The sequence below is a fragment of the Corynebacterium sp. genome, from assembly GCF_030532195.1.
Lineage (GTDB): Bacteria > Actinomycetota > Actinomycetes > Mycobacteriales > Mycobacteriaceae > Corynebacterium.
On sequence record NZ_JAUNLP010000004.1, the window covers coordinates 1 to 25240 of the forward strand.

General features: G+C 59.9%; 19 protein-coding genes and 4 tRNA genes. 20 read left to right on the plus strand and 3 right to left on the minus strand.

Annotation, left to right across the window (positions count from 1 at the left end; genetic code table 11):
* Positions 1-73 precede the first annotated feature (73 nt).
* Entirely contained in the window at positions 74-1042 is a 969-nt protein-coding gene (locus Q4E11_RS05380; RefSeq protein ID WP_303164257.1) for a 1,4-dihydroxy-2-naphthoyl-CoA synthase, read from the minus strand.
* A 25-nt stretch (positions 1043-1067) separates the two neighbouring features.
* Here Q4E11_RS05380 and Q4E11_RS05385 point away from each other — a divergent pair, with 25 nt between their 5' ends.
* The 5 genes from Q4E11_RS05385 to Q4E11_RS05405 all read left to right on the plus strand — a co-directional run bounded on the left by Q4E11_RS05385 (position 1068) and on the right by Q4E11_RS05405 (position 6445).
* Positions 1068-2093 (plus strand): o-succinylbenzoate synthase, encoded by a 1026-nt coding sequence (locus Q4E11_RS05385; protein ID WP_303164259.1) that lies wholly within the window; start codon positions 1068-1070, stop codon positions 2091-2093.
* A gap of 196 nt (positions 2094-2289) precedes the next feature.
* A complete protein-coding gene (menD, locus tag Q4E11_RS05390) occupies positions 2290-3987 on the plus strand; it encodes a 2-succinyl-5-enolpyruvyl-6-hydroxy-3-cyclohexene-1-carboxylic-acid synthase (protein WP_303164563.1) in 1698 nt (565 codons plus the stop codon).
* A 17-nt stretch (positions 3988-4004) separates the two neighbouring features.
* Positions 4005-4496 carry a DUF3592 domain-containing protein gene (locus Q4E11_RS05395; protein WP_303164261.1) on the plus strand — a complete coding sequence of 164 codons (492 nt, stop codon included), beginning with the start codon at positions 4005-4007 and terminating at the stop codon, positions 4494-4496.
* Positions 4497-4500: 4 nt separating this feature from the next.
* The gene (locus tag Q4E11_RS05400) at positions 4501-5742 is read left to right on the plus strand and encodes a glycosyltransferase family 1 protein (protein ID WP_303164263.1); all 1242 of its coding nucleotides are present in this window, start codon (positions 4501-4503) and stop codon (positions 5740-5742) included.
* 10 nt (positions 5743-5752) lie between these two features.
* On the plus strand, positions 5753-6445 hold the full coding sequence (locus Q4E11_RS05405; protein WP_303164265.1) for a demethylmenaquinone methyltransferase: 693 nt from the start codon (positions 5753-5755) through the stop codon (positions 6443-6445).
* Positions 6446-6497: 52 nt separating this feature from the next.
* Here the strand turns inward: Q4E11_RS05405 and Q4E11_RS05410 are convergent, their stop codons facing one another.
* Entirely contained in the window at positions 6498-7853 is a 1356-nt protein-coding gene (locus Q4E11_RS05410) for a geranylgeranyl reductase family protein (protein WP_303164267.1), read from the minus strand.
* Between the two features lie 118 nt (positions 7854-7971).
* On the opposite strand from Q4E11_RS05410, the gene Q4E11_RS05415 reads away from it, so the two are divergent.
* From Q4E11_RS05415 to Q4E11_RS05485, 15 genes are all read left to right on the plus strand, one after another.
* Entirely contained in the window at positions 7972-9024 is a 1053-nt protein-coding gene (locus Q4E11_RS05415) for a polyprenyl synthetase family protein (RefSeq protein ID WP_303164268.1), read from the plus strand.
* A gap of 93 nt (positions 9025-9117) precedes the next feature.
* Positions 9118-9199, plus strand: a tRNA-Tyr gene (locus tag Q4E11_RS05420).
* 290 nt (positions 9200-9489) lie between these two features.
* A tRNA-Thr gene (locus Q4E11_RS05425) sits at positions 9490-9562 on the plus strand.
* Positions 9563-9603: 41 nt separating this feature from the next.
* Positions 9604-9677 (plus strand) — tRNA-Met (locus Q4E11_RS05430).
* Positions 9678-9777: 100 nt separating this feature from the next.
* A tRNA-Trp gene (locus Q4E11_RS05435) sits at positions 9778-9850 on the plus strand.
* 253 nt (positions 9851-10103) lie between these two features.
* On the plus strand, positions 10104-10412 hold the full coding sequence (gene secE, locus Q4E11_RS05440; RefSeq protein ID WP_303164269.1) for a preprotein translocase subunit SecE: 309 nt from the start codon (positions 10104-10106) through the stop codon (positions 10410-10412).
* Positions 10413-10603: 191 nt separating this feature from the next.
* Positions 10604-11443 (plus strand): transcription termination/antitermination protein NusG, encoded by an 840-nt coding sequence (gene nusG, locus Q4E11_RS05445; protein ID WP_303164271.1) that lies wholly within the window; start codon positions 10604-10606, stop codon positions 11441-11443.
* 285 nt (positions 11444-11728) lie between these two features.
* Positions 11729-12166: a 50S ribosomal protein L11 gene (gene rplK, locus Q4E11_RS05450; RefSeq protein WP_303164272.1), complete on the plus strand. Its 438-nt coding sequence runs from the start codon at positions 11729-11731 to the stop codon at positions 12164-12166.
* A gap of 96 nt (positions 12167-12262) precedes the next feature.
* Entirely contained in the window at positions 12263-12967 is a 705-nt protein-coding gene (rplA, locus tag Q4E11_RS05455) for a 50S ribosomal protein L1 (RefSeq protein WP_303164274.1), read from the plus strand.
* Positions 12968-13193: 226 nt separating this feature from the next.
* Positions 13194-13826 (plus strand): hypothetical protein, encoded by a 633-nt coding sequence (locus tag Q4E11_RS05460; RefSeq protein ID WP_303164276.1) that lies wholly within the window; start codon positions 13194-13196, stop codon positions 13824-13826.
* 410 nt (positions 13827-14236) lie between these two features.
* Positions 14237-14749, plus strand: coding sequence for a 50S ribosomal protein L10 (gene rplJ, locus Q4E11_RS05465; protein WP_303164278.1), 513 nt, complete (start codon positions 14237-14239; stop codon positions 14747-14749).
* 124 nt (positions 14750-14873) lie between these two features.
* Positions 14874-15257, plus strand: a complete 384-nt coding sequence (gene rplL, locus Q4E11_RS05470; RefSeq protein ID WP_303164279.1) for a 50S ribosomal protein L7/L12 — start codon at positions 14874-14876, stop codon at positions 15255-15257.
* A gap of 186 nt (positions 15258-15443) precedes the next feature.
* Positions 15444-16394 carry a DUF3068 domain-containing protein gene (locus tag Q4E11_RS05475; protein ID WP_303164280.1) on the plus strand — a complete coding sequence of 317 codons (951 nt, stop codon included), beginning with the start codon at positions 15444-15446 and terminating at the stop codon, positions 16392-16394.
* 413 nt (positions 16395-16807) lie between these two features.
* Positions 16808-20296: a DNA-directed RNA polymerase subunit beta gene (locus tag Q4E11_RS05480; protein WP_303164281.1), complete on the plus strand. Its 3489-nt coding sequence runs from the start codon at positions 16808-16810 to the stop codon at positions 20294-20296.
* Positions 20297-20446: 150 nt separating this feature from the next.
* A complete protein-coding gene (locus Q4E11_RS05485; protein ID WP_303164282.1) occupies positions 20447-24418 on the plus strand; it encodes a DNA-directed RNA polymerase subunit beta' in 3972 nt (1323 codons plus the stop codon).
* A 122-nt stretch (positions 24419-24540) separates the two neighbouring features.
* Here Q4E11_RS05485 and Q4E11_RS05490 read toward each other — a convergent pair whose 3' ends face one another.
* Positions 24541-25188: an SDR family oxidoreductase gene (locus Q4E11_RS05490; protein ID WP_303164283.1), complete on the minus strand. Its 648-nt coding sequence runs from the start codon at positions 25186-25188 to the stop codon at positions 24541-24543.
* Positions 25189-25240 lie beyond the last annotated feature (52 nt).

The following is a 25240-nucleotide window of genomic DNA, read 5'->3' on the forward strand; positions in this document are numbered from 1 at the left end:
ACTGTACTCGCCAACATCGGCCTGACACTTGACAAAAACATAGGGACACCCCCCAGACAGGCCTCCGCACCCCCTAGTAATAAAACGGGAACTCTTCCCAATTCGGGTCGCGCTTTTCCAAGAACGCTTCCTTGCCCTCGACGGCCTCGTCGGTCATGTAGGCCAGGCGTGTGGCCTCGCCGGCAAAGACCTGCTGACCCATCAGGCCGTCATCAGTCAGGTTGAAAGCGAACTTCAGCATGCGCTGTGCCGTTGGGGACTTGCCGTTAATCTCACGAGCCCACTGCACAGCGGTGTCCTCCAAGTCACCGTGGTCGGCGACCTCATTGACGGCACCCATGCGCTGCATGATCTCGGCGTCGTAGGTGCGGCCGAGGAAGAAAATCTCGCGGGCAAACTTCTGGCCCACCTGCTTAGCCAGGTACGCCGAGCCGTAGCCGGCATCGAAAGATCCCACGTCAGCATCGGTCTGCTTGAAGCGGGCCTCCTGGCGAGAAGCCAGCGTTAAGTCACACACCACATGCAGGGAGTGTCCGCCACCTGCGGCCCAACCATTGACCACGGCAATGACAACCTTCGGCATGGTGCGAATCAGGCGCTGCACCTCCAGGATGTGCAGGCGACCTCCCTCGACCTTGGCGCGCGCGGTATCGACGGTGGATGCGTCCGCGGTGGCGTCGTCATGCTCGTGCGTGGTGGCGTACTGGTAGCCGGAACGACCGCGAATGCGCTGGTCGCCGCCCGAGCAGAACGCCCAGCCGCCGTCCTTGGTGCTCGGGCCGTTGCCGGTCAGCAGCACCACGCCGACATCCGGAGTGCGGCGCGCGTGGTCAAGCGCGCGGTAGAGCTCATCGACGGTGTGCGGGCGGAATGCGTTGCGAACCTCCGGGCGGTCAAACGCAATGCGCACAATGCCGTTCTCGCGGCCCTCGCCGACGTGGCGGTGGTAGGTGATGTCGGTCAAATCCTCAAAACCGGCAACCGTCTTCCACTGCTCGGGGCGGAACGGGTTATCGGTCGAGTACTTCGCGGTATCAGTCATGGCCTCAAGCATAAAGGTCTCTAGCATGAGGGGTATGTCTGTGCCCGCTGCTTCCGACCTTCCCATCCCACCCATCGATGACATCCTCGACCGCGCGCACGTCGTCGCGCTTCCCATGGCGGTGAAATTCCGCGGGGTCACCACGCGCGAGGCGCTCCTCATCGACGGCCCCGCCACCTGGGGAGAATTCGCGCCCTTCCTGGAGTACGACGCACCCGAAGCCGCCGCATGGCTGCGCTCGGCCATCGAATGCGCATACGTCGGCCTGCCCACGCCCAAGCGGGAGTTTGTCGAGGTCAACGCCACCATTCCCGCAGTCGCGCCCGGGCAAGTGGCGGACGTCGTCAAGCGTTACCCAGGGTGCCGTACGTTCAAGGTCAAGGTCGCAGAGCGCGGGCAATCGCTTGACGACGACATTGCGCGCGTATCCGCCGTCCGCGCAGCTGTGGCGGAGATCTATGGCTATGAACCTGTGGTGCGCGTGGATGCGAATCGAGGCTGGTCGGTGGAGCAGGCCATTGCTGCTGCCCGTGAGTTGGGGCCGCTGGAGTATATGGAGCAGCCGGTCGCGACTGTGGCTGAGCTCCGCCAGGTTCGTGACGCGGTGGGGGAGTTTTGCCCCGTTGCGGCTGATGAGTCGATTCGCCGGGCCGAGGATCCTTACCTGGTTGCCCGCGAGCAGGCTGCGGACGTGGGCGTGATGAAGGTCGCGCCCCTTGGAGGTCCGCGCCGCCTGCTCCGGTTGGCCGAGGAACTGGCGATGAAGGTCACCGTGGCCAGTGCCCTGGACACGGGTATTGGCATGGCCGCCGGCTTGTACACGGCGGCGGCCCTGCCGGCCACTGACCTGCAGCCGGTGCCCAATGCTGCGGGGTTGGCCACGTCTTCGCTGTTTATCGAGGATGTCATCGAGCCGCGGCCGCTTGTTGATGGTCGCCTGCCCGTCACTAACCCAGCCCCCGACCCTGCCCGTCTAGCCGAGCTCGCAGCGCCGGGGCCGCGCCGCGATTGGTGGTTCGACCGCCTCCGCGCGGCATATGCCCATCTATAACCCCAAGAAAGTGACTAGGCTTATAGCACTTTGAGCACGAAAATCAGCCACAAACTGCCATAAACTCGGTCACTAACTTCCGGCAAGTAGCCTATGGAGTGTGAACGATAACCAGGACACCCCTCAAAACCGGGACACCGGTGCGGCCGACACCACCCCTCAGTCCACCCAGTCCACGCCAGCCCCATCCGCAGTAGTGGCGGGCTTGATTGTCGATGAGCTCCTGCGCCTTGGCATGGTCGATGCCGTGGTCTGCCCGGGCTCTCGCTCGGCCCCGCTGGCCCGCGCTCTGGTCCAGGCCGCTGACGCTGCGAAGGTCCGCCTCCACGTACGTATCGATGAACGCTCCGCAGCTTTCCTCGCACTCGGCCTGGCTTCGCAAACTCGCAAGGTCACACCGGTAATTACAACTTCCGGCACGGCCGTGGCCAACCTCGTGCCCGCCATGGTGGAAGCAACCGCGTCGGGCATCCCGCTGCTCGCACTCACTGCCGACCGCCCCGCGCACTATCGCGGCACCGGCGCGAACCAGACCATCGTCCAGGATCGCCTATTTGCCGATGCCTCCGTCGTCGAATTCGACCTCGACGGCACCGCGCCAGTCACCACGGCCACCGCCGTGCAGATTCGCGCCCGCATCGACCGAGTTGTCGCCGCCATGGCAACGGGTGCCGGCCACCTCAACGTCCGCTTTATTGAGCCGCTTGTGCCTGACGACGACTCCGTCGCCGACATCCCCGCGGGCCGCTCAGGCGGCGGCCCGTGGACCACGATTGCGACTGGTACCAGCGGCAATGGGGCGTCGGGAGTATCGGAGGCAGTGACAGCCACCATCGACATCAGTCGCCGCACTCTCGTGATTGCTGGCTCGAATGCGCCGCACTTGCCGGAGCTGGAGGATCTGCCGACTATCGCAGAGCCGAATGCATATGCCCCAGCGCACCCCGTCCATCCGTTGGCGGCGGGCACGTTTGCGCAGATTCCGCCGGAGCAGATTGTGCTAGTTGGCAGGCCGACGCTGCACCGCGGAATTTCCAAGCTATTGGCCAACCCAGACATTGAGCTGACGGTGGTCTCGGAGGCCCACAACCACGGCTTTGGGGCCGAGTTCCCGGATGTTACTGCGAACGCAAGGGCCGTCGTAAAGCATGTGCAGACCGTGGGGGAGCAGGACCCGCAGTGGGCGAAGATTTGTGAGGCCGCCAGTGAGTTGGCGGTGAAGTCCGTGCGGGAGACGCTGACAGAGTCGATTGAGGCGAACGAACCGTTGACCGGTTTTCACGTCGCTGCGGCGCTGACTGACAGCTTGCGTACGGGTGACAATGTGGTGCTGGGCGCGTCGAACCCGGTACGCGACGTTTCGTACACTGGCCTGCCATTTCCAGGTGTGAACACGTATGCGGGGCGCGGTGCGGCGGGCATCGACGGCACGGTGGCGACGGCCATTGGTGTGGCGCTGGCATCGGATCGTGCGCATGCCGACGAAATCCGTCCGCCGCGCACGACTGCGCTGATGGGTGACCTCACGTTCCAGCATGACTCGGCAGCGCTGGCAATTGGCCCACTGGAGCCGAGGCCGGAAAATCTCACGATTGTGGTGGCCAATGATGCCGGCGGCGGAATTTTCGAGACGCTGGAGGCCGGCAGTCCGGCACTGCGGGGCAGTTTTGAGCGGATTTTTGGCACGCCACAGGATGTGGACTTCGAGGGAATCTGCCAGGCATATGGCGTGGAGTACCTGCGGGTCGATCGCCTGCCGGATTTGCTAGCCCAGTTGCACCCGGACACGGATGTCGACGGCATTCGCGTCATTGAGGTGACTACCACGCGCACCACGCGTAGGCAGCTGCATCAGAAACTGGCCTACAATGCGGAGATTGATACGAATAGCTAAAGGAGGTCGCGACCGCCATGCAGTGGAAGACTGCCCTGGCCAATTGGCCGCGCCTTGCTCGCCAAGTGCTGCTGTTCGTGCTGATTTGCCTGATGCTGTCGTGCATGGCCATAGTGGCTGGCTGCTTTATCAATGACCGCTCGATTGAGTCGAACATGGGCGAATCGGTTGCCGATGTGCGCTCGGTGGAGCTGCTGCGCACCACGGTCGACTTTGTCGATGAAAATGGTGATTTCCAGTCGCCGCCAACCGGTCTTCTCTATCCCGTGGGCCTGGAAGAGGGTCAGCGTGTCCGGGTGGAATATGACCGCACGGACCCCGATGTGGTGCGCGTTGCCGGGCGCAAATGGACGCTGTCCATCATCCCGGCGGCGAGTATTGCGGTGGTAGCGCTTATTGTTGCAGCTCCGCTGTGGTGGCTCACGGTGCGCGCAACCCGGCGTTTACAAAGAGATTCCCAAAAGGTAAACGAAGGGTCACCTTCGCTTTCCGACGGGATGGAAAGCTAGCACCATGCGCGTTGCCATCATTGCCGAAAGCTTCTTGCCCAACATCAATGGAGTAACAAACTCAGTGCTGCGGGTGCTTGAGCACTTAGAACGTGAGGGGCATGAGGCGCTCGTTATCGCGCCGGGCGCACGTGATTGGCAGGAAGAAGCCGAGTCCTACTGTGGCTTCCGCATTGAGCGTGTTCCCACTGTGATGGTTCCCCTGATTGATTCGCTGCCGATTGGTGTGCCCAACCGCAGGGTGGCGGCAGCACTGACCAAATTTAAGCCGGACATTGTGCACCTGGCCTCACCATTTGTGCTGGGTGGCGCGGGCGCGCTGACCGCCAAGGCGCTGGGGATTCCGGCAGTGGCGATTTATCAAACTGATGTCGCAGGTTTTGCCAAGAACTACAAGTTGGCCGGTCTTTCACATGCTGCCTGGACGTGGACGCGCATTATGCACAACTCGTGCGCTCGAACTCTGGCACCTTCTTCGCCGACTATTGAGGATCTGCGGAGTCACAAGATTCGCAACATCTACCGCTGGGGCCGCGGCGTGGATGCGGTGCGTTTTTCTCCGGAAAAGCGCAGCAACGAACTGCGTAGGCAGTGGAGCCCGGAGGGCAAGCCAATTGTCGGCTATGTCGGCAGGCTGGCAGCGGAGAAGTCAGTTGAGCGTCTGGCGGCACTGAATCATCGGGATGATATTCAGGTGGTCATCGTCGGTGACGGCCCAGAGATGCCAATGCTCAAGCAAAGGATGCCGCAGGCAGTCTTCACCGGTCAGCTGACCGGTGAAGACCTGGCACAGGCCTTCGCCAGCCTGGATGTCTTTGTCCACACCGGTGATTTTGAAACCTTCTGCCAGGCCGTCCAGGAAGCTCATGCCTCCGGTGTGCCGGCGATTGCCCCGAACGCGGGCGGTCCACGCGACCTGGTGACCAACGGTGTCAATGGCTACTTGCTGGAGCCGAAGACATTTATGCGTGACCTCTCGGAGGCCGTGGATAAGCTGCTGCTGGTTGATGATGTCCTGGCCCGCAAGCAGCTGCGCAACCGTTGCCGCGACACCGTGTCGGAGCGCACATGGGAGGCGTTGTGCGCGGACTTGGTTCGCCACTATGAAGAAATCACGGGTATCTCTGCGAAAGACTCAGGTAAGGACACGGCCAGGGCTGTGGCCAAGGATAAGACGGGCCGGGACGCAGCACCCGGAACTGCCGATGCGGCAGCGGCTTCTTCACACCACAGGTCGGTCGCGTAACCTAGAGGTCGTGTCTAGGGCTGATTTAACGAAGAATCCCAGCGATGTCGCGACCATGTTCGACGGTGTGGGGAAGAATTACGACATCACGAATACCGTGCTCACTGGCGGTATTGACCACTATTGGCGCATTCGTACGGCCAAGCGTTTGAACTTGCAGCCCGGTCAGAAAGTGCTGGACCTGGCCGCTGGTACCGCTGTTTCGACCGTGGAGCTGGCCAAGTCCGGGGCCTATGTTGTCGCCTGTGATTTCTCCCGCGGCATGCTCAAGGCCGGCGGTCACCGCGATGTCCCGAAGGTCTGCGGCGATGGCATGAAACTGCCGTTCGCGGACAACACCTTCGATGCCGTGACCATCAGCTTTGGTCTGCGCAATATCGTGGATTACAAGGCCGGTCTCGCTGAGATGGCCCGCGTGACCAAGCCAGGCGGTCAGCTCACCGTGTGTGAGTTCTCCACTCCGGTCGTGCCGGTATTCCGCACGTTCTACAAGGAATACCTGATGCGTGCGCTGCCGCAGATTGCCAAGGTCGTCTCCTCCAACCCGGAGGCCTACGTTTACCTGGCCGAATCCATTCGCGCGTGGCCCGATCAGCCACAGCTCGCCGCCGACATCAACGCCTCGGGTTGGGAGGATGCCGGCTGGCAGAACCTCACCTTCGGCATCGCAGCGCTGCACTCGGCTACGAAGCCGGCGCAGTAGGGCTCAGCACTGAGCGCCAGCACGCTCAACGCCCGCGCACCAGCACAGGCACCTACTGCCAGGGCCCCCGGCCAAACAGCGCGTCGCTACGCAGCGCCGTGCGCCCAGCAGCGCGCCACAGTCGCGCTACCACATCGCGGTCTTCCTCGGTGATCAAGTTGCCCATGAGTCGCGCCGCCACCGCCATAATCTGGCTGCCCCACGGCGCACCAATGGTCAGTGGTCCCACAGTCGGCAGGAAGCTCGGGTAGGTCAGCGTCAGCGCCAATTTGCGAGCCAGCGAGAAACCCGTGCCGTAATGTTCCCGCAACATCGCAGGCCAGGCATGCGTCAGCCCATCGCGGCCTGCACCTACCGCACCAATCAGCTCCACGGCCAGGCGTGCCGACTCCATCCCATAATCAATCCCCTCACCATTGAGCGGATTGACCAGGCACGCCGCATCGCCGAGCAACGCCCAATTCGGCCCCGCCACATTCGACACCGCGCCACCCATCGGCAGCAGCGCCGACGTCACGTGCTTCGGCTCGCTCATCTGCCACTCATCGCGCACCTGTCCGTGGTACTCGCGCAGCAGCTTCTTCACGTTGGTACGCGCAGGGCGTGACGACGTCGCCAGCGCCCCACATCCCACGTTCGCACGGCCATCACCCAGCGGGAAGATCCAGCCATAACCGGGATGAGCATGCCCATCCGAGCCGCGCAACTCCAAGTGCGAGTGAATCCAATCGTCCGCCACGTCCTCGGAGGCAAAGTCCACATACGACCGCGCCGCCACGCCAAAGACATGCTCGCGATGCCACGCACGCCCCAGCTGCTTGCCGACGACACTTCGGACGCCATCGGCCACGAGCAACCAACGCGTGGAAATGCGCTGGACCTTACCATCGCGGTCACGCACCTCAACAGCGCGAACGCCATAGCCACGTGTGCCGCCCGAGCCACCCAGCGCGCCCTGAATAACTCGCAGAGCAGGCACCCCATCAAAAACCTTGGCACCGGCATCGGCAGCGGCATTGAGCAAGAACGTATCCAGCTCGGTGCGTGGCATGGCCGAACCAGCTGCGGGGAATACCGATTCATTGCCTTCTGGCCAGGGTGCCGTGATGGAGCCGCCGAAGCCGTGGAGCTTGAGTCCACGGTTGCGGTTGCGGCGCAACAGATCGTCGTCAAGCCCTATGCGCCGCAGCTCTGCGATGGCGCGCGGAGTCAGCCCGTCGCCACACGTTTTGTCGCGTGGGAAGCGTTGGGAGTCCACGACCGTAACGTCGTAGCCCGCGCGGGCGGCGTGAATTGCTGCGGCAGATCCAGTGGGGCCACCGCCGATGATTAACACATCGGTACTGGTTGGCAAGGCGGTGGAGCCGTCGAACGTGGGGGATACTCGCGAAATCGGGCTTGAGGTCATTGCCCCAGCGTATAACGACGTTGACAGAAATATGGGAACTGGTCTGCTAGCAACTATGCTCGTAAGGTAGTTTATTTAGCAGTTTCTTATCTTTAATCGTCAGTTAGGCAGGACTCGAATGCGAACTGGAGACTACTCCGGACTCAGTTCCGGAAGTGCTCAGGGCACTGGTGAGAAGACCGCCGGTTCCTACTTCGTTGATGAGGCGCTGGAAGCAACAATCACCGAGGGAATGCGCAAAAGCGAGGATCTCTTACTCTCCGAGTTGGGCAAGGGTGAAGATTTCCTGGTGGAGCGGGTTTCGCACCTAGCTCAGGCCGGTGGTAAGCGCTTCCGTCCAATGTTCACCATGCTCTCAGCGCAATTCGGGCAAAACCCGCAGGATAGCAAGGTTGTTACCGCAGCGACTGTGCTGGAGATGACGCATCTGGCAACGCTCTATCACGATGATGTGATGGATGAGGCCGATAAGCGTCGCGGTGTCGCGTCCGCCAACGCCCGGTGGGACAACACGGTGGCTATTCTGGCGGGTGATTACCTCTTCGCAACCGCTTCGCGCCTGCTGGCGGAGTTGGGTTCGCACACGGTATCGCACTTCGCGGAGACCTTTGGTGTGCTGGTGACGGGGCAGATGCGTGAGTGTCTCAATGACCTCGACCTGCCCATTGAGGAGCGCATTGAGCGCTACCTGACAGTCATCGCGGAAAAGACCGGTGTGCTCATCGCGTCTGCCGGCTACCTCGGTGCCTACCACGCCGGTGCGCCAGCGGAGATTGCCAGCGCGCTACGCCGCTACGGCGAACTTATCGGCATCATCTTCCAGATTGTCGACGACATCATCGACATCTCCTCCAACACCGACCAGTCCGGCAAGACACCAGGCACCGACCTGCGCGAGGGCGTCTTCACGCTCCCAGTGCTCTACGCGCTGCAGGAGGAGAGCCCCGCCGCCGAACGACTCCGCGAGATTCTGGTCGGCCCAGTCTCCGATGATGCGCTTGTCGACGAAGCTCTCGAGCTCCTGGCCCAAACTGCCGGAGTTGACCGTGCGATGGACAAGGTTAAAGAACTGCTGGAAGAGTCCGATCGCGTGATTGCCGAGCTTCCGGAGTGCGCGGCTAAGGAGTCCCTGCGCCACGTTGCTCGTTACACCATTGAGCGTGTGGGGTAGTTGACCGCCCAATAAAATACTTTGCTGACCTGCCGATTTGTGTAAATGTTGAAGCAGTGTGTAGCATTCCATTCGCACCGTTTAAGAGTGCACGCCAGATTGCCCGAGCGGCCAAAGGGAGCGGATTGTAAATCCGTCGGCATTGCCTTCGTTGGTTCGAATCCATCATCTGGCACAAAGTAATCACCGCGAGAGATTGTCTCTCGCGGTGATTTTTTTATTTGGTGGGGTAGTGGGGTGCGGCAGGGGTATGGGAGGATTTCCTGGCGTGCGTGCAAGCCTTGGCACAAGCATGCATCAAAGGGTACATAAAAGCGACAATAAAAACCTTCTGCTACCTGCTGATTTGTGCTTGATGGTCATTTCGGGTTAATCTTTGCAAGGCTTCACGGAGAGCACAGAGCGAAACCGAAGCGGTCAGTTAAAGGCCACAGAAGTTAAGTTCTGAGTTTGAAGGATGCTGATGCCCCCTTAGCTCAGTCGGCAGAGCGTTTCCATGGTAAGGAAAAGGTCGACAGTTCGATTCTGTCAGGGGGCTCTGTTCTTTTATACGGACATTATGTCCGGGTAGAGAATAGGGGCGATGTAGCTCAGATGGTGAGAGCGCACGACTCATAATCGTGAGGTCGGGGGTTCGATCCCCCCCATCGCTACTACGAGCAGGAATGTTCGTTTTACCCCGCCTTGCAGTGCAGTAATGCATTAAGGTGGGACATTGTCAGCTAGGGACACAGTCCTTATCGCTGGTGGTGAAGGGGCGTGGCTCAATTGGTAGAGCAGCGGTCTCCAAAACCGCAGGTTGCAGGTTCGAGTCCTGTCGCCCCTGCAAGTTCCCGTCATTCGGATGCATAAACAAGGCTTCGGGTGGCGGGTTTCTTTATATCCGCAGTTTCTGCGACTGTGACGCCGCTCAAGGTTTCGCACGGTAGGCGATTCTTTCGGTAGGGTAGATAGTCGGCTAGAATTTACGCACTGAATCAGACTTGCGCTGTGCGGTGGATTTTATAGTGGCGTTTCACTGTGGTGTTCACTGTCCAGTATTTTTAGGTCTCATATGCACGAAGTAGCGAAGGAGCATCGTGGCTGAGGAAAACCCGACTTTCCAGGCGGCTGCTCGCCCGTCCGGTAAGCGCCAGGCAACGGGCGCAGAAACATCTGTGGCGAAGAAGCCTGCGCGGACGAAGGAGACCAACGAGCTGTCGACTCGTAACCCGATTGTCTTCATCAAGCAGGTTGCGGATGAGATGCGCAAAGTCATCTGGCCAACTGGCCGTCAGATGGTCACCTACAGCGTTATCGTGATTGCCTTTCTGATTGTCATGATTGCGCTCGTGTGGGGCGTGGACACGCTGGCTGGTCTGGGTGTCCGGTCGGTGTTGGGTAAGTAATCGGCTATAATGTCCTATCAGTGATGCTTTTCATCCCGCCTCCGAGTTCCGGCAGGCGGGATTATTCGTTAGGGCGATTGGCGGGGCGACGGTTCGAAGTGCCGCAAGCAGCAGGTCCATGCAGCAGGTCGTCGAGAAGTTAAGTCGCCAATTAAAGTGAGTCGTACAAACAATAAGGGGTTAACAACGCCATGAACGATGGTCAGAACATTTTCTCCGATGCGCAGTCCACGGATGCGGAGCAGGCTTCCCAGAGTGCACAGGCAGAGCAGACTGCTGCAGCAGCAGCGGAGAGCACTGAAGCAACTGCTGCTGAAGCAACCGCTGCTGAGGCCACCTCGCCGGCCGATGCTGAGGCCAAGGCCGTTGCCGATGCCGATGCTGAATACCGCAAGCGCCTGCGTGAGTTCCAGCGTGAGCTGAAGCGCCGCCCGGGTGACTGGTACATCATCCAGTGCTACTCCGGCTACGAGAACAAGGTGAAGACCAACCTGGAGATGCGCGCTCAGACCATGGGCGTCGACGAGCAGATCCACGAGGTCATCGTTCCTGTCGAAGAGGTCGAAGAGCGCAAGGACGACGGCAAGAAGAAGATCGTCAAGCGCAAGCTGCTGCCGGGCTACGTTCTGGTCCGCATGAGCCTGGATGACCCGTCCTGGTCGGTTGTCCGTGACACCCCGGGTGTTACCTCCTTCGTTGGCAGCGAGGGCCAGCCGTCCAAGGTGAAGATCCGCGAGGTCGCCAAGTTCCTCATGCCGAAGGAGACCATCACTGCAGAGTCCCCAGAGGACGCTGCCAATGCCGACGGCGAGCTGGCAGTGGCCGCTGCTCCGAAGCACGAGAAGAAGACCGTTGCCATCGACTACGAGGTTGGCGAGTCCGTCACCATCCTGTCCGGCCCGTTTGCTTCCGTCGCTGCGACCATCTCCGAGATCGACCCGGACACCGGCCGCATGAAGGCTCTGGTTTCCATCTTCGGCCGTGAAACCCCGGTTGAGCTGGGTATCGACGAGGTCGAGAAGCTCAACTAAGCCCCGAGCTTCAATCTGAGCTCAAACCCGAGCTCCAACCCCAAGGGGATTTTGATGCACGCCTTAGCTGCGGTAACGTAGCCAGGCGTGCATTTTTGTGTCTTTAACACGAAGTGTGCACCAAAGAATCGTATCCCCGGTGGCTGGCTCCACTTCGGCGGCACCGCGCTGGCGCAACACGCGCCGAATGCGCAGGTGATCGTCGTAAAGCGTCGGCATCCGGACGGGAGAGTCGCCTTTTCATCGGGGCGGCGCTTCCCGGTAACTAGGAAGTAGGTTAATCCGATGGCTCCGAAGAAGAAGCTTTCTGCGATTATTAAGCTGCAGATCCAGGCTGGTCAGGCTAACCCGGCTCCGCCGGTTGGTCCGGCACTGGGTGCCCATGGTGTCAACATCATGGAGTTCTGCAAGGCTTACAACGCTGCAACCGAGAACCAGCGTGGCAACGTCGTTCCGGTTGAGATCTCCGTCTACGAAGACCGCTCCTTCACCTTCGTTCTGAAGACCCCGCCGGCAGCTAAGCTACTGCTGAAGGCCGCTGGTATTCAGAAGGGCTCGGGCGTTCCGCACACCAACAAGGTCGGTTCCGTGACCTGGGAGCAGTGCAAGGAAATCGCTGAGCAGAAGAAGCCGGACCTGAACGCTAACGACATCGAGATGGGCGCACGCATCATCGCCGGTACCGCTCGCTCCATGGGCATCACCGTCGAGGGCGCTAAGTAAGACGCTTTACGACGTCGTCATCAACCGTGGTAGGGCCAGCTTCGGCCCGCTACACACCACAATCCAACCCTTTACTCATTTGAGATTGGACTTTTCATGAGCAAGAACTCTAAGGCATACCGCGCCGCCGCCGAGAAGATCGACGAAGGCCGCATCTACTCTCCGCTTGAGGCTGCAAAGCTGGTCAAGGAGACCTCCTCCAAGAACTACGACGCCACCATTGACGTCGCCATCCGCCTGGGCGTTGACCCGCGCAAGGCTGACCAGCTGGTTCGCGGCACCGTCTCCCTGCCGAACGGCACCGGTAAGACCGTCCGCGTCGTTGTCTTCGCCGCTGGCGAGAACGCAACCAAGGCTGAGGAAGCCGGCGCTGACTTCGTTGGTTCCGAGGAACTGATCGAGAAGATTCAGGGCGGCTGGACCGACTTCGACGCTGCTATCGCTACCCCGGACCAGATGGCCAAGGTTGGTCGCGTGGCTCGTATCCTCGGCCCGCGTGGTCTGATGCCGAACCCGAAGACCGGCACCGTTACCCCGGATGTTGCTAAGGCTGTCACCGAGATCAAGGGCGGTAAGATTTCCTTCCGCGTTGACAAGGCTGCAAACCTGCAGGCCATCATCGGTAAGGCTTCCTTCGACGCCGAGAAGCTGGCCGAGAACTACGGCGCGCTGATCGACGAGCTGATGCGTCTGAAGCCGTCCGCTGCTAAGGGTAAGTACCTGAAGAAGATCACCGTCTCCGCCACCAATGGCCCGGGCATCCCGGTTGACACCTCTGTGATCAAGGACTACACCGCCTAAAGCTAGCTAGCTGGCTTACGGCTCTGTAGAGCTCTTTTAACCGTCGCCTCCATCACTTAAGTCACCGCTTGAGTGTGGTAAGCGGCGGTTTTTGCATTTCCAAAAGACACGACCTGCGGGGTGGGGAAGTGTCGCGGTAAACGTCGTAAAGCGAATTCATAATGAGTAGAAACTAATCGAGCAAAAATGGGTTCACGGGCAAAGTTTGTTGCCTAGAATCGCGACTATGACAATGACTTCCGCAACTGACGACGGGTTGGAGGCGCTGGGTGAAATTGAACGCCTAGCGCAGCTCGACGACGGTTCCGGAATTATCGAAACCCAGCTGATTTCCTATTTGGATTCGTTGGGCGATGATGCCTATGACATGCCCTGCCTGCGGATTGCCGGGCAGACGCTCTTGGGTGAGGTGCTCACGGGCTTGGGGGAGGATGATCGCGTCGCCGCGGTGCTCCGGCGCAATATTGAAGACTCCATTGTGCGCCCGGGGATGACTGAAGAGGACGCGCTGCATGCCCGTGCGGCGCAGGTGGTCGTGGTGCGGCTGCTGCGCATCATTGCGCGGATGGAGGCCGTAGAGCTTCGAGATGTCGTCGCTGAGCAGTGCCAGCTGCCAGACATTCCGTCGGTGGTCCGCGTGGCACTGTCGCTTACCGTGGACATCCTCGCCGCCGCGAGCCTCGACGCACATCCGGACGATATGGTGCGCGTGGTACTCGACTACGCGGATCAGGTGCTTTGGCTTGCCGACGATGACTTGAACGCCTACTTCTCCGAGCTTGAGGCAATCGTGCAGCAACGGGAAAAGGACCTGCAGTTTGGCCGTTTTGGGGAGCCGGGAGCGGCGAGGTTTCTATAGGGATTTTGTGGGGGCTTTGACTGGCCCTAGGTGCCGTTGCGACCAGGGGATTTGGCTATTGACGGGGTGGTCGTATAAAGTCTTTACACGAAGTTTGACCGGCTTCTAAAAGAAGTTGGTACTCAAGTTTCACCGAAGACCGTCGGTCATTCGCTTTGAAAGAAGCGGATTGAAGGTTTCTGTTGCGTCACTTGTGCGACAGGCGGCCCACGCAGGAGGACTTGGAAGCGCATGCGGTGCTTACTTCACTGGCCAAGCAGGGGCTTGGTGCGGCGGAGTAGGGACTGTATGAAGAATTGTTGCGCCCCATCCTTTCTGCAAGGATTGGGGCGTTTGTGGTATGTGCGCGGTGGGGCCTTCTTATGACCTGGCGGAAAATTGCAAAGACCAGGAAGGAGGCGAGAGTACACATGACAGCAAACGCTGAGAAGATTGCAGCTGTTGCAGCGCTGAAGCAGGACGTTGAAGAGTCCAACGCTATCGTGCTGACTGAGTACCGCGGCCTGACCGTCACGGAAATCACCGAACTGCGTCGCGCCCTCGGTGCTGATGTTAAGTACTCCGTCGCCAAGAACACCATGATCAAGATCGCTGCCGACGAGGCAGGGATCGAGGGTCTTGATGAGCACCTGAACGGCCCGACTGCAGTCGCCTTCATCAAGGGCGAGGCTGTGGATGCGGCTAAGGCGATCAAGAAGTTCGCCGGTGACAACAAGAACCTCGTGGTCAAGGGCGGCTACATGGACGGTGCTGCAATCGACGCAGCACAGTTCGAGGCTCTTGCGGATATGGACAACCGCGAGACCACGCTGGCAAAGCTGGCTGGTGCCTTCAACGGCGTTCTGGCGAACGTCGCTGGCCTGCTCGACGCTCCGACCTCCTCGGTTGCCCGCCTCACTGCGGCTCTCGAGGAGAAGAAGTAAGCCCGAGCGGCTCGCGACACACTCGCGAAACATTTAACGCGAAAACTTTAAAAATCACTTTGACGGCTTCGACCCCAGGGATCTCTGAGGGGAGCGGCCGCACCACACTCATAGGAGAATATCCATGGCTAAGTACACCACTGAGGAACTGCTCGAGGCTTTCAAGGAAATGACCCTCGTTGAGCTCACCGAGTTCAAGAAGGCTTTCGAGGAAGAGTTCGACGTCACCGCTGCTGCTCCGGTTGCAGTTGCTGCTGCAGGCGCCGCTGGCGGCGAGGCTGCTGCTGAGGAGAAGGACGAGTTCGACGTCGTCCTCGAGGACGCTGGCGCTAAGAAGATTGGCGTTATTAAGGCTGTCCGCGAGATTGTCTCCGGCCTGGGTCTGAAGGAAGCTAAGGAAATGGTTGAGTCCGCTCCGAAGGCTATCCTGGAGGGCGCTTCCAAGGACGACGCTGAGGCTGCTAAGACCAAGCTGGAAGAGGCTGGCGCAAAGGTCTCCCTCAAGTAATTTCATTACTTTCGGCCTCGGTAGCGGCCCAAAGCTACCGCATTGTATAAACCGCCAATCCTGGGTTTCCCAGGGTGGGCGGTTTTTTTATTTATACAGAAACTTCTGCCAAACTGGTCGGGCTGAATAACTCTATAGACTGCCCCTGCCTGTAATGTATTGTGCATGCTCTCACGGTCGAGAATTTTGTCTATCCTTCTGTTGGGATTAGGTACCGCACTTCTGGCAGCGGGCATTCTGCTGCCCAAGGTGCTCAATGAGGAACCCAAGATGCCTCTAGACCTCCCTCCAGTCACGTACACGCTGCGTGCGGAAGATGGCGTCTCCACCAAGATCAATGACGAGGGCAAGCGCGAGGAAGTGCGCTCTCCGCTGCGCCGACAGCTGCACGGTGTGCTCATTGAGCCCGCACATGAAAAGAAGGTCTCGCTGCGCATTGGTGTCACTGAGATGCGAGAGCTCCCACCCGAGGTCATGGGTACCAACCCGCTGACCGAGCTCATTGATGCCAATATTTGGACCGTGACCATCGACCGTCTCACCGGTGAAGCGCTGGCCCCTGCCAACCTGGTCGACCGTATGGCCGGCGTGCCGCGCTCGGTGAAGTTCGAGGGCAACTGGGTGAAGTTCCCGGCCAATACCGAGACCAAGGAGTACCCGGTATTCGATGACATCATGCACGACACCGTGCCCGCAGCCTACGTTGGGGAAGAAGACCGTGGCGGCAACCGTGTGCTGCACTTCCGCCAGACCATTGACAAGACCAATCTGGCAGAGAAGTACCGCTCCTACGTCTCGCAGCTGACCCAGGACGATAAGTCGGGCTTCATGCAGTACGAAGGCACGCGCGACATGTGGGTCGAGCCGAAGTCCGGGTCTGTCATCGACATGGCAGAAGACATCCACATGTGGTGGGAGACCCGTGAGGGCGAACCGATCATGGATTACCTGCGCTTCAATGGCAAGATGGATGAGGTCGCTTCGAACCAGCTGCTCGGCGGCGCCTTGACAAACTTCGAGCCTCCAACGCTGCGACCTTGGTCCATTGGCCTCATCGCCTCCGGTTCGATTTTGGTGTTCATCGCAATCGTGGGTGTCGTTCGCCCCTCGACCCGTCGTAAAGCGCAAGACGCATAACGCTTTACGACGGCCATTGCGCCCGCGTCCACTTACGACAGTCGGTGGCCAAATGTGGAATACGACACGCCCGATTTGTCAAGTTTTACTAGACAACTCGATGTTTTTGATATAGGCTATTTCGTTGCGCTGGAATTAGTGTATCTGCCGTCAACTCTTTTACGGTTTGCGCGCGGGGCACGGAGCTATTATGTAGCACCGTTTTACCCTGTTCGTGGCTGTTAATGGAGCCTTAACGGCGCTGCTGCGTAGCCGTTCTTCGGCTGGGCAGGAGGGGAATCACTTTCGCGTGTGACCAAAGGTTAGACGCAAAGTATCTCGGTGCGCAACAGAAAAATTCCTGCAACTTGAATCGCGTATAAACCAAGCGGGCGGAGCGCACCACCGGTTGCCGGTGTGCTCCACCGCGTGAGGTGCTGGAAGGACGCATCTTGGCAGTCTCCCGCCAGACCAAGGCAGTAACCGGTATTCCCGGAGCTTCGAAGAGGTACTCGTTTGCAAAGATTCAGGAGCCGATTGCGGTTCCTGGTCTGCTCGACCTGCAGCGTGAGTCTTTTGCATGGCTGATTGGTACGCCTGAGTGGCGTGCTCGTCGTCAGGAGGAGCTCGGTGAAGACGCTCGGGTTACCAGCGGTCTCGAAGATATTCTAGAAGAGCTCTCTCCGATTGAGGACTACTCCCAGAAGATGTCCCTGACACTGTCGGACCCGTGGTTCGACGCTGTCAAGAACACTGTGGATGAGTCCAAGGACAAGGACATCAACTACTCGGCTCCCCTCTACGTCACCGCGGAGTTCACTAACCGCGAGACTGGTGAGATCAAGAGCCAGACCGTGTTCATCGGTGACTTCCCGATGATGACGGACAAGGGTACGTTCATTGTCAACGGTACTGAGCGTGTCGTTGTTTCTCAGCTGGTTCGCTCTCCGGGCGTGTACTTCGATGAGACCATCGATAAGTCCACTGAGCGTCCGCTGCACTCTGTGAAGATTATCCCGTCGCGCGGTGCGTGGCTGGAGTTCGACGTCGACAAGCGGGACACCGTCGGCGTTCGTATTGACCGTAAGCGTCGCCAGCCGGTGACCGTCCTGCTGAAGGCGTTCGGCTGGACCACTGAGGAGATCAAGGAGCGCTTCGGCTTCTCCGAGATCATGATGGCGACCTTGGAAAAGGACGGTGTCGCTAACACCGACGAGGCACTGCTGGAGATTTACCGTAAGCAGCGCCCGGGTGAGCCGCCGACGCGCGAGTCCGCGCTGGCTCTGCTGGAGAACAACTTCTTCAAGCCGAAGCGCTACGACCTGGCAAAGGTCGGTCGTTACAAGGTCAATCGCAAGCTGGGTCTGGGCACTGACGCCTCCGGCGAGATGGTTCTGACCGAGCAGGACATCGCCACCACCATCGAATACCTCGTGCGCCTGCACGACGGTGAGAAGACCATGACCTCTCCGGAGGGTGTGGAGATTCCGGTTGAGACCGACGATATTGACCACTTTGGCAACCGTCGTCTGCGCACCGTCGGTGAGCTGATTCAGAACCAGGTCCGTGTCGGTCTGTCCCGCATGGAGCGCGTTGTTCGTGAGCGCATGACCACTCAGGATGTCGAGTCGATCCAGCCGACCACCCTGATTAACGTGCGCCCGGTCTCCGCAGCTATCCGCGAGTTCTTCGGTACCTCGCAGCTGTCGCAGTTCATGGACCAGAACAACTCGCTGTCTGGTCTGACTCACAAGCGCCGCCTGTCCGCACTGGGCCCGGGTGGTCTGACCCGTGACCGCGCAGGCCTTGAGGTCCGAGACGTTCACCCGTCGCACTACGGCCGCATGTGCCCGATTGAGACTCCTGAGGGGCCGAACATTGGTCTGATTGGCTCGTTGTCCTGCTACGCACGAGTCAACCCATTCGGCTTCATTGAGACTCCGTACCGTCGCGTCCGCGATGGTGTCATCACCGACGAGGTCGACTACCTCACCGCTGATGAAGAAGACCGTTACGTCGTCGCGCAGGCAAACACCCCGATCGACGAGAATGGGCACTTCGTCCAGGAGACCCTGTCTGTTCGTAAGAAGGGTGGTGACGTCGAGTCCGTCCGCGCCGATGAGGTCGACTACCTCGAGGTTTCCCCGCGTCAGATGGTCTCCGTGGCTACTGCCATGATTCCGTTCCTCGAGCACGATGACGCGAACCGTGCACTGATGGGCGCGAACATGCAGCGCCAGGCTGTGCCGCTGCTGCGCTCGGAGGCTCCGTTTGTCGGCACCGGTATGGAGCAGCGTGCTGCGTACGACGCCGGCGATGTCATCGTCGCCCCGGCGTCCGGTGTCGTCGAAACCGTGTCCGCAGACTTCATCACCATCATGGACGATGAGGGCCAGCGTCACACCTTCCTGCTGCGCAAGTTCGAGCGCACCAACCAGGGCACCTGCTACAACCAGAAGCCGCTGGTTGATGAGGGCCAGCGTGTGGAGGCCGGTCAGGTCATCGCCGACGGTCCGGGTACCGACAACGGTGAAATGGCTCTCGGTAAGAACCTGCTCGTGGCATTCATGCCGTGGGAAGGCCACAACTACGAGGACGCCATCATCCTCAACCAGCGCATGGTTGAAGAGGACATCCTGACCTCGATCCACATCGAGGAGCACGAGATCGACGCCCGCGACACCAAGCTGGGGCCGGAGGAGATCACCCGTGACATCCCGAACGCATCCGAGGAGATGCTGAAGGATCTGGATGAGCGCGGCATCGTTCGCATCGGTGCCGACGTCCGCGACGGCGACATCCTGGTCGCTAAGACCACCCCGAAGGGCGAGACCGAGCTGACTCCGGAAGAGCGCCTGCTGCGCGCCATCTTCGGTGAGAAGTCCCGCGAGGTCCGTGACACCTCCATGCGCGTTCCGCACGGTGAGTCCGGCAAGGTCATCGGTGTGCGCGTCTTCTCGCGTGACGACGATGATGACCTGGCCCCAGGCGTCAACGAGATGGTCCGTGTCTATGTTGCCCAGAAGCGCAAGATTCAGGACGGCGACAAGATGGCAGGTCGCCACGGTAACAAGGGTGTTATCGGCAAGATTCTGCCGCAGGAGGACATGCCGTTCCTGCCGGACGGCACTCCGGTCGACATCATCCTGAACACCCACGGTGTGCCGCGTCGTATGAACATCGGCCAGGTCCTGGAGGTTCACCTCGGCTGGCTGGCCAAGGCCGGTTGGACCATCGAGGGTGATCCGGATTGGGCGAAGCGTCTGCCGGCTGAGCTGCACGACGTTCCGTCCGACTCCCTGGTTGCCACCCCGGTGTTCGACGGTGCTGAAAACGAGGAGCTCGCAGGTCTGTTGGCTTCTTCCCGCCCGAACCGCGACGGTGAGGTCCTGGTCAACGCTGACGGTAAGGCCACGCTGTTCGACGGCCGCTCCGGCGAGAAGTTCCCGTTCCCAGTGTCGGTTGGCTACATGTACATGCTGAAGCTGCACCACCTGGTCGACGAGAAGATTCACGCTCGTTCCACCGGTCCATACTCCATGATTACCCAGCAGCCGCTGGGTGGTAAGGCTCAGTTCGGTGGTCAGCGCTTCGGTGAGATGGAGGTGTGGGCAATGCAGGCTTACGGCGCTGCCTACACCCTGCAGGAGCTGCTCACCATCAAGTCCGATGACGTGGTTGGCCGCGTCAAGGTCTACGAGGCAATCGTGAAGGGCGACAACATTCCGGATCCGGGTATTCCGGAGTCGTTCAAGGTGCTTCTGAAGGAATTGCAGTCGCTGTGCTTGAACGTCGAGGTCCTCTCGGCCGACGGCGTTCCGGTGGAGCTGGGCTCCACTGATGACGAGGAACTCGACCACGCGACGGCTTCCCTCGGCATTAACCTGTCCCGCGATGAGCGTTCCGACGCTGACTCCGCATAGTTTCGACGCTTTACGACGAAACATTGCGTGAGTAACCGAGGTCGGAACAGCCTCAACTCGCGATTAACCCAACAAGACGAAAACGTACAAAAACCTCCGCAGAGAATATGGTTTCCGCATTAGTTCAATGCGGAGGGAAAGGGAAAACAGGTGCTCGACGTCAACAACTTTGACGAGCTCCGGATTGGGCTCGCTACCGCCGACGACATTCGCCGCTGGTCTCGCGGTGAGGTCAAGAAGCCCGAGACGATTAATTACCGTACGCTGAAGCCGGAAAAGGACGGCCTTTTCTGTGAGCGTATCTTCGGCCCGACCCGTGACTGGGAGTGTGCTTGTGGTAAGTACAAGCGCGTCCGCTTCAAGGGCATCATCTGTGAACGCTGTGGCGTTGAGGTGACCAAGTCGAAGGTTCGCCGTGAGCGCATGGGCCACATTGAGCTGGCTGCTCCGGTCACTCACATCTGGTACTTCAAGGGTGTGCCGTCCCGCCTCGGCTACCTGCTGGACTTGGCTCCGAAGGATCTGGAAAAGATCATCTACTTCGCTGCCAACATCATCACCTCCGTTGATGAAGAGGCTCGCCACAACGACCAGGAAACCCTCGAAGCTGACATGCTCGTGGACAAGAAGCTGGTTGAGGACGACCGCGACCAGGAGCTGGCTGAGCGTGCTCAGACCCTGGAAGAGGATTTGGCTGAGCTGGAGGCCGCTGGTGCCAAGGCTGATGCCCGCAAGAAGGTTCAGTCCGCAGCAGAGCGCGAGATGCGCCACATCCGCGAGCGCGCCCAGCGTGAGCTGGACCGTCTCGACGAGATTTGGAATACCTTCATCAAGCTCGAGCCGAAGCAGATGATTATCGACGAGGGTATTTACACCGAACTCGTCGACCGCTACGAGGATTACTTCACCGGCGGTATGGGTGCTGAGGCTATCCAGACTCTGATCCGCAACTTCGACCTCGAGAAGGAGGCCGAGGAGCTGCGCGAGATCATTCGCGACGGCAAGGGTCAGAAGAAGATGCGTGCACTCAAGCGACTGAAGGTTGTCACTGCATTCCTGCAGTCCGGCAACGACCCGGCCGCTATGGTGCTCGACTGCATTCCGGTCATCCCGCCGGAGCTGCGCCCGATGGTTCAGCTCGACGGTGGCCGCTTTGCAACCTCCGACCTGAACGACCTCTACCGTCGTGTCATCAACCGCAACAACCGCCTGAAGCGCATGATCGATCTCGGCGCGCCGGAGATCATCGTTAACAACGAGAAGCGCATGCTGCAGGAGTCGGTTGACGCACTGTTCGACAACGGTCGTCGTGGTCGCCCAGTTACTGGTCCGGGTAACCGTCCGCTGAAGTCCCTGAGTGATCTGCTCAAGGGTAAGCAGGGCCGTTTCCGTCAGAACCTGCTGGGTAAGCGTGTTGACTACTCTGGCCGTTCGGTGATTATCGTCGGTCCGCAGCTGAAGCTGCACCAGTGTGGTCTGCCGAAGCTGATGGCTCTCGAGCTGTTCAAGCCGTTCGTGATGAAGGAGCTCGTCGCCAAGAGCTACGCGCAGAACATCAAGAGCGCTAAGCGCATGGTTGAGCGTCAGCGCTCCGAGGTCTGGGACGTTCTGGAAGACGTCATTACCGGCCATCCAGTTCTGCTGAACCGTGCACCGACGCTGCACCGCCTGGGTATTCAGGCATTCGAGCCGGTCCTGGTTGAGGGTAAGGCTATTCAGCTGCACCCGCTGGCCTGTGAGGCCTTCAACGCCGACTTCGACGGCGACCAGATGGCAGTCCACCTGCCGCTGTCCGCCGAGGCACAGGCTGAGGCTCGCATCCTGATGCTGTCCTCGAACAACATCCTGTCGCCAGCTTCCGGTAAGCCACTGGCTATGCCGCGTCTGGATATGGTCACCGGCCTGTACTTCCTGACCCTGGAGAAGCCGGAGCTGCCGGGTGCTCACCAGGATCCGTCGGAGGACTCGCCGGAGCAGGGTATTTACACCTCGCCGGCCGAGGCAATCATGGCCTACGACCGCGGCGCTATTGGCCTGCAGAGCCCGATTAAGGTTCGCATCAACCACCTGCGTCCGCCGGCCGAGATCGAGTCCGAGCAGTTCCCGGATGGCTGGAACAAGGGCGACACCTGGTTGGCTTCCACCACCCTTGGTCGCGTGATGTTCAACGAGCTGCTGCCGTGGAACTACCCGTACGTCGAGGGTGTCATGGCAAAGAAGCCGCAGGCTGCGATCATTAACGACTTGGCTGCCAAGTACCCGATGATCACGGTCGCTCAGACCGTCGACAAGCTCAAGGACGCTGGCTTCTACTGGGCTACTCGTTCTGGTGTCACCATTGCTATGTCCGACGTGCTGGTTCTGCCAAACAAGCACGAGATCCTCAACGGCTACGAAGAGAAGGCCGCAACGGTGGAGAAGAAGTTCCGCCGCGGTAAGCTCTCGGCTGCTGAGCGTCACGAGTCGCTGGTGAACCTGTGGAAGGCCGCAACGGCTGAGGTCGGTGAAAAGGTCGAGGCACTGTACCCGGATGACAACCCGATTCCGATGATCGTGAAGTCGGGTGCTGCCGGTAACATGGGCCAGATTCACTCGCTGGCCGGCATGAAGGGCATGGTCACCAACCCGCGTGGTGAGTACATCACCCGCCCGATTAAGACCTCCTTCCGCGAGGGCCTGTCGGTGTTGGAGTACTTCAACAACTCCCACGGTTCCCGTAAGGGCCTGGCCGATACCGCACTGCGTACCGCTGACTCGGGTTACCTGACCCGTCGTCTGGTCGACGTCGCACAGGACGTCATCGTCCGCGAAGAGGACTGTGGCACTCACGACGGCGTCGTTGTCGAAATCGGCGAGGATGTGCTGGATGCTGCTGGCCAGCCGACCGGTGAGATTCGTCGTGCCAAGTATGTCGAGACCGCTGCGATTGCACGTGTGCTCGCTGCCGATGTCACCGACGCTGACGGCAACGTCATCATCGAGGCCGACACGGACCTGAACGACTCCCACATCACCCTGGCTCTCAGCCACGGTGTGAAGGAAGTCAAGGTTCGCTCGGTTCTGACCTGTTCCACCGCTACCGGTGTCTGCGCGAAGTGCTACGGCCGCTCGATGGCTACCGGCAAGCTGGTCGACATCGGCGAGGCAGTCGGTATTGTCGCTGCACAGTCCATTGGTGAGCCGGGTACCCAGCTGACCATGCGTACGTTCCACCAGGGTGGTGTCGGTGGCGACATTACCGGTGGTCTGCCGCGAGTCCAGGAGCTGTTCGAGGCCCGTGTGCCGAAGAACAAGGCTCCGCTGGTTCGCGAAAACGGCCGCGTTCGCCTGGAAGAGGACGAGCACTTCTACACGCTCACCCTCATTCCGGACGCCAACAGCGAGGATGAGGTTGTCTACGACAAGCTCTCCAAGCGTCAGGGTCTGGCAGAGATCACCGTCGATGGCCGTCGCCGCGCCATCCGCGATGGTGACCACTTGGTCAAGGGCCAGCAGCTGCTCAAGGGTGCTGCCGATCCGCATGAGGTTCTCGAGGTTCTCGGCCGCCGCGGTGTACAGCGCCACCTCATTGAGGAAGTCCAGTCGGTCTACCGTGACCAGGGTGTGGCCATTCACGACAAGCACATCGAGGTTATTGTCAGCCAGATGCTGCGCCGCGTGATTGTGTCCAAGCCAGGTGACTCTGATTTGCTGCCGGGTGCACTGGTTGAGCGCTCCACGGTCATGGCCAAGAACCGCGAGATTGTCGCCGCTGGTGGCAACGTCATCGAGGGTCGCCGTGTCCTGATGGGTATCACCAAGGCATCGCTGGCCACCGAGTCCTGGCTCTCCGCCGCATCCTTCCAAGAGACGACGCGTGTGCTTACCGACGCTGCTATCAACAAGCGTTCGGATAAGCTCATCGGCCTGAAGGAGAACGTGATCATCGGTAAGCTCATCCCGGCCGGTACCGGTATTTCCCGTTACCGCAACATCACGGTTGAGCCGACCGAGGAGGCTGCACGTCAGGCAGCTGCACCGTTCGCATCCTTCGGTGAGGGCTTCTACGGTGCAGAGGATTCCTACGGTGTTGACCCGGTTGGATCCGCTGTTCCGCTGGATGACATCGGAACCTTTGAATAAGGTCCGCTGAATTAAGCGGCAAAAATCCCCGACTTCCTTTGGAAGCCGGGGATTTTTGTGCTTTAACTAGCCAGGCCAATCAGGCAACCGATGAGGCCTGGTGCTTTAGTCTTTTAAGACTTCTAAGCCTTCAAAGCCTCGGCAATGGGAGTGTCACCATCGTTGAAATCAATGGTGCGGCGAATGGTCTCGTCATTGAAGACGGTCTCCGCAATCACGTTGGCGACAGTAGCGCGTGCCACCTCGGTTGCCTTCTCCGCCTTGGTATCAATGGTGTCCTTGGCATCGCCGAAGGTCAGAGTACTTGGGCCGAGGATGGTCCAGTCCAGGTCGGACTCGCGCAACTTGGTATCGGCCGCAGCCTTGGACTCTGCGTAAGCAAAGAAGCTGTGATCCTCCGGAACACCGTGGCCCGGGCCTGCACCGAAGTAGGAAACCATGACATAACGCTTGACTCCCGCCAGCTTGGCAGCAGCCATGGAGTTAATGGCAGCGTCCCGGTCGATGGCGTAGGTGCGCTCTGGTGCACCGCCGCCGGCACCGGCAGACCAGATAACGGCGTCGTTGCCGCGCAGCAGGTCAGCGAACTGTTCAGTGGATAGCTCAGTGACATCGTGCACCGCCGGCGTGGCGCCGAGTGCTTCGATGTCAGCGACCTGATCTGGGTTGCGAATAACAGAAGTTACCTCGTAGCCCTTCTCAATGAGCAGGGGAGTAGCGATTTGGGCCACCTTGCCGTGGCCACCGATAACAATAACTTTCTTAGTCATGCCCCCACCTATACGCCAGCTAGCTGTTAGGCGGCAATGAAAGCGCATTCGC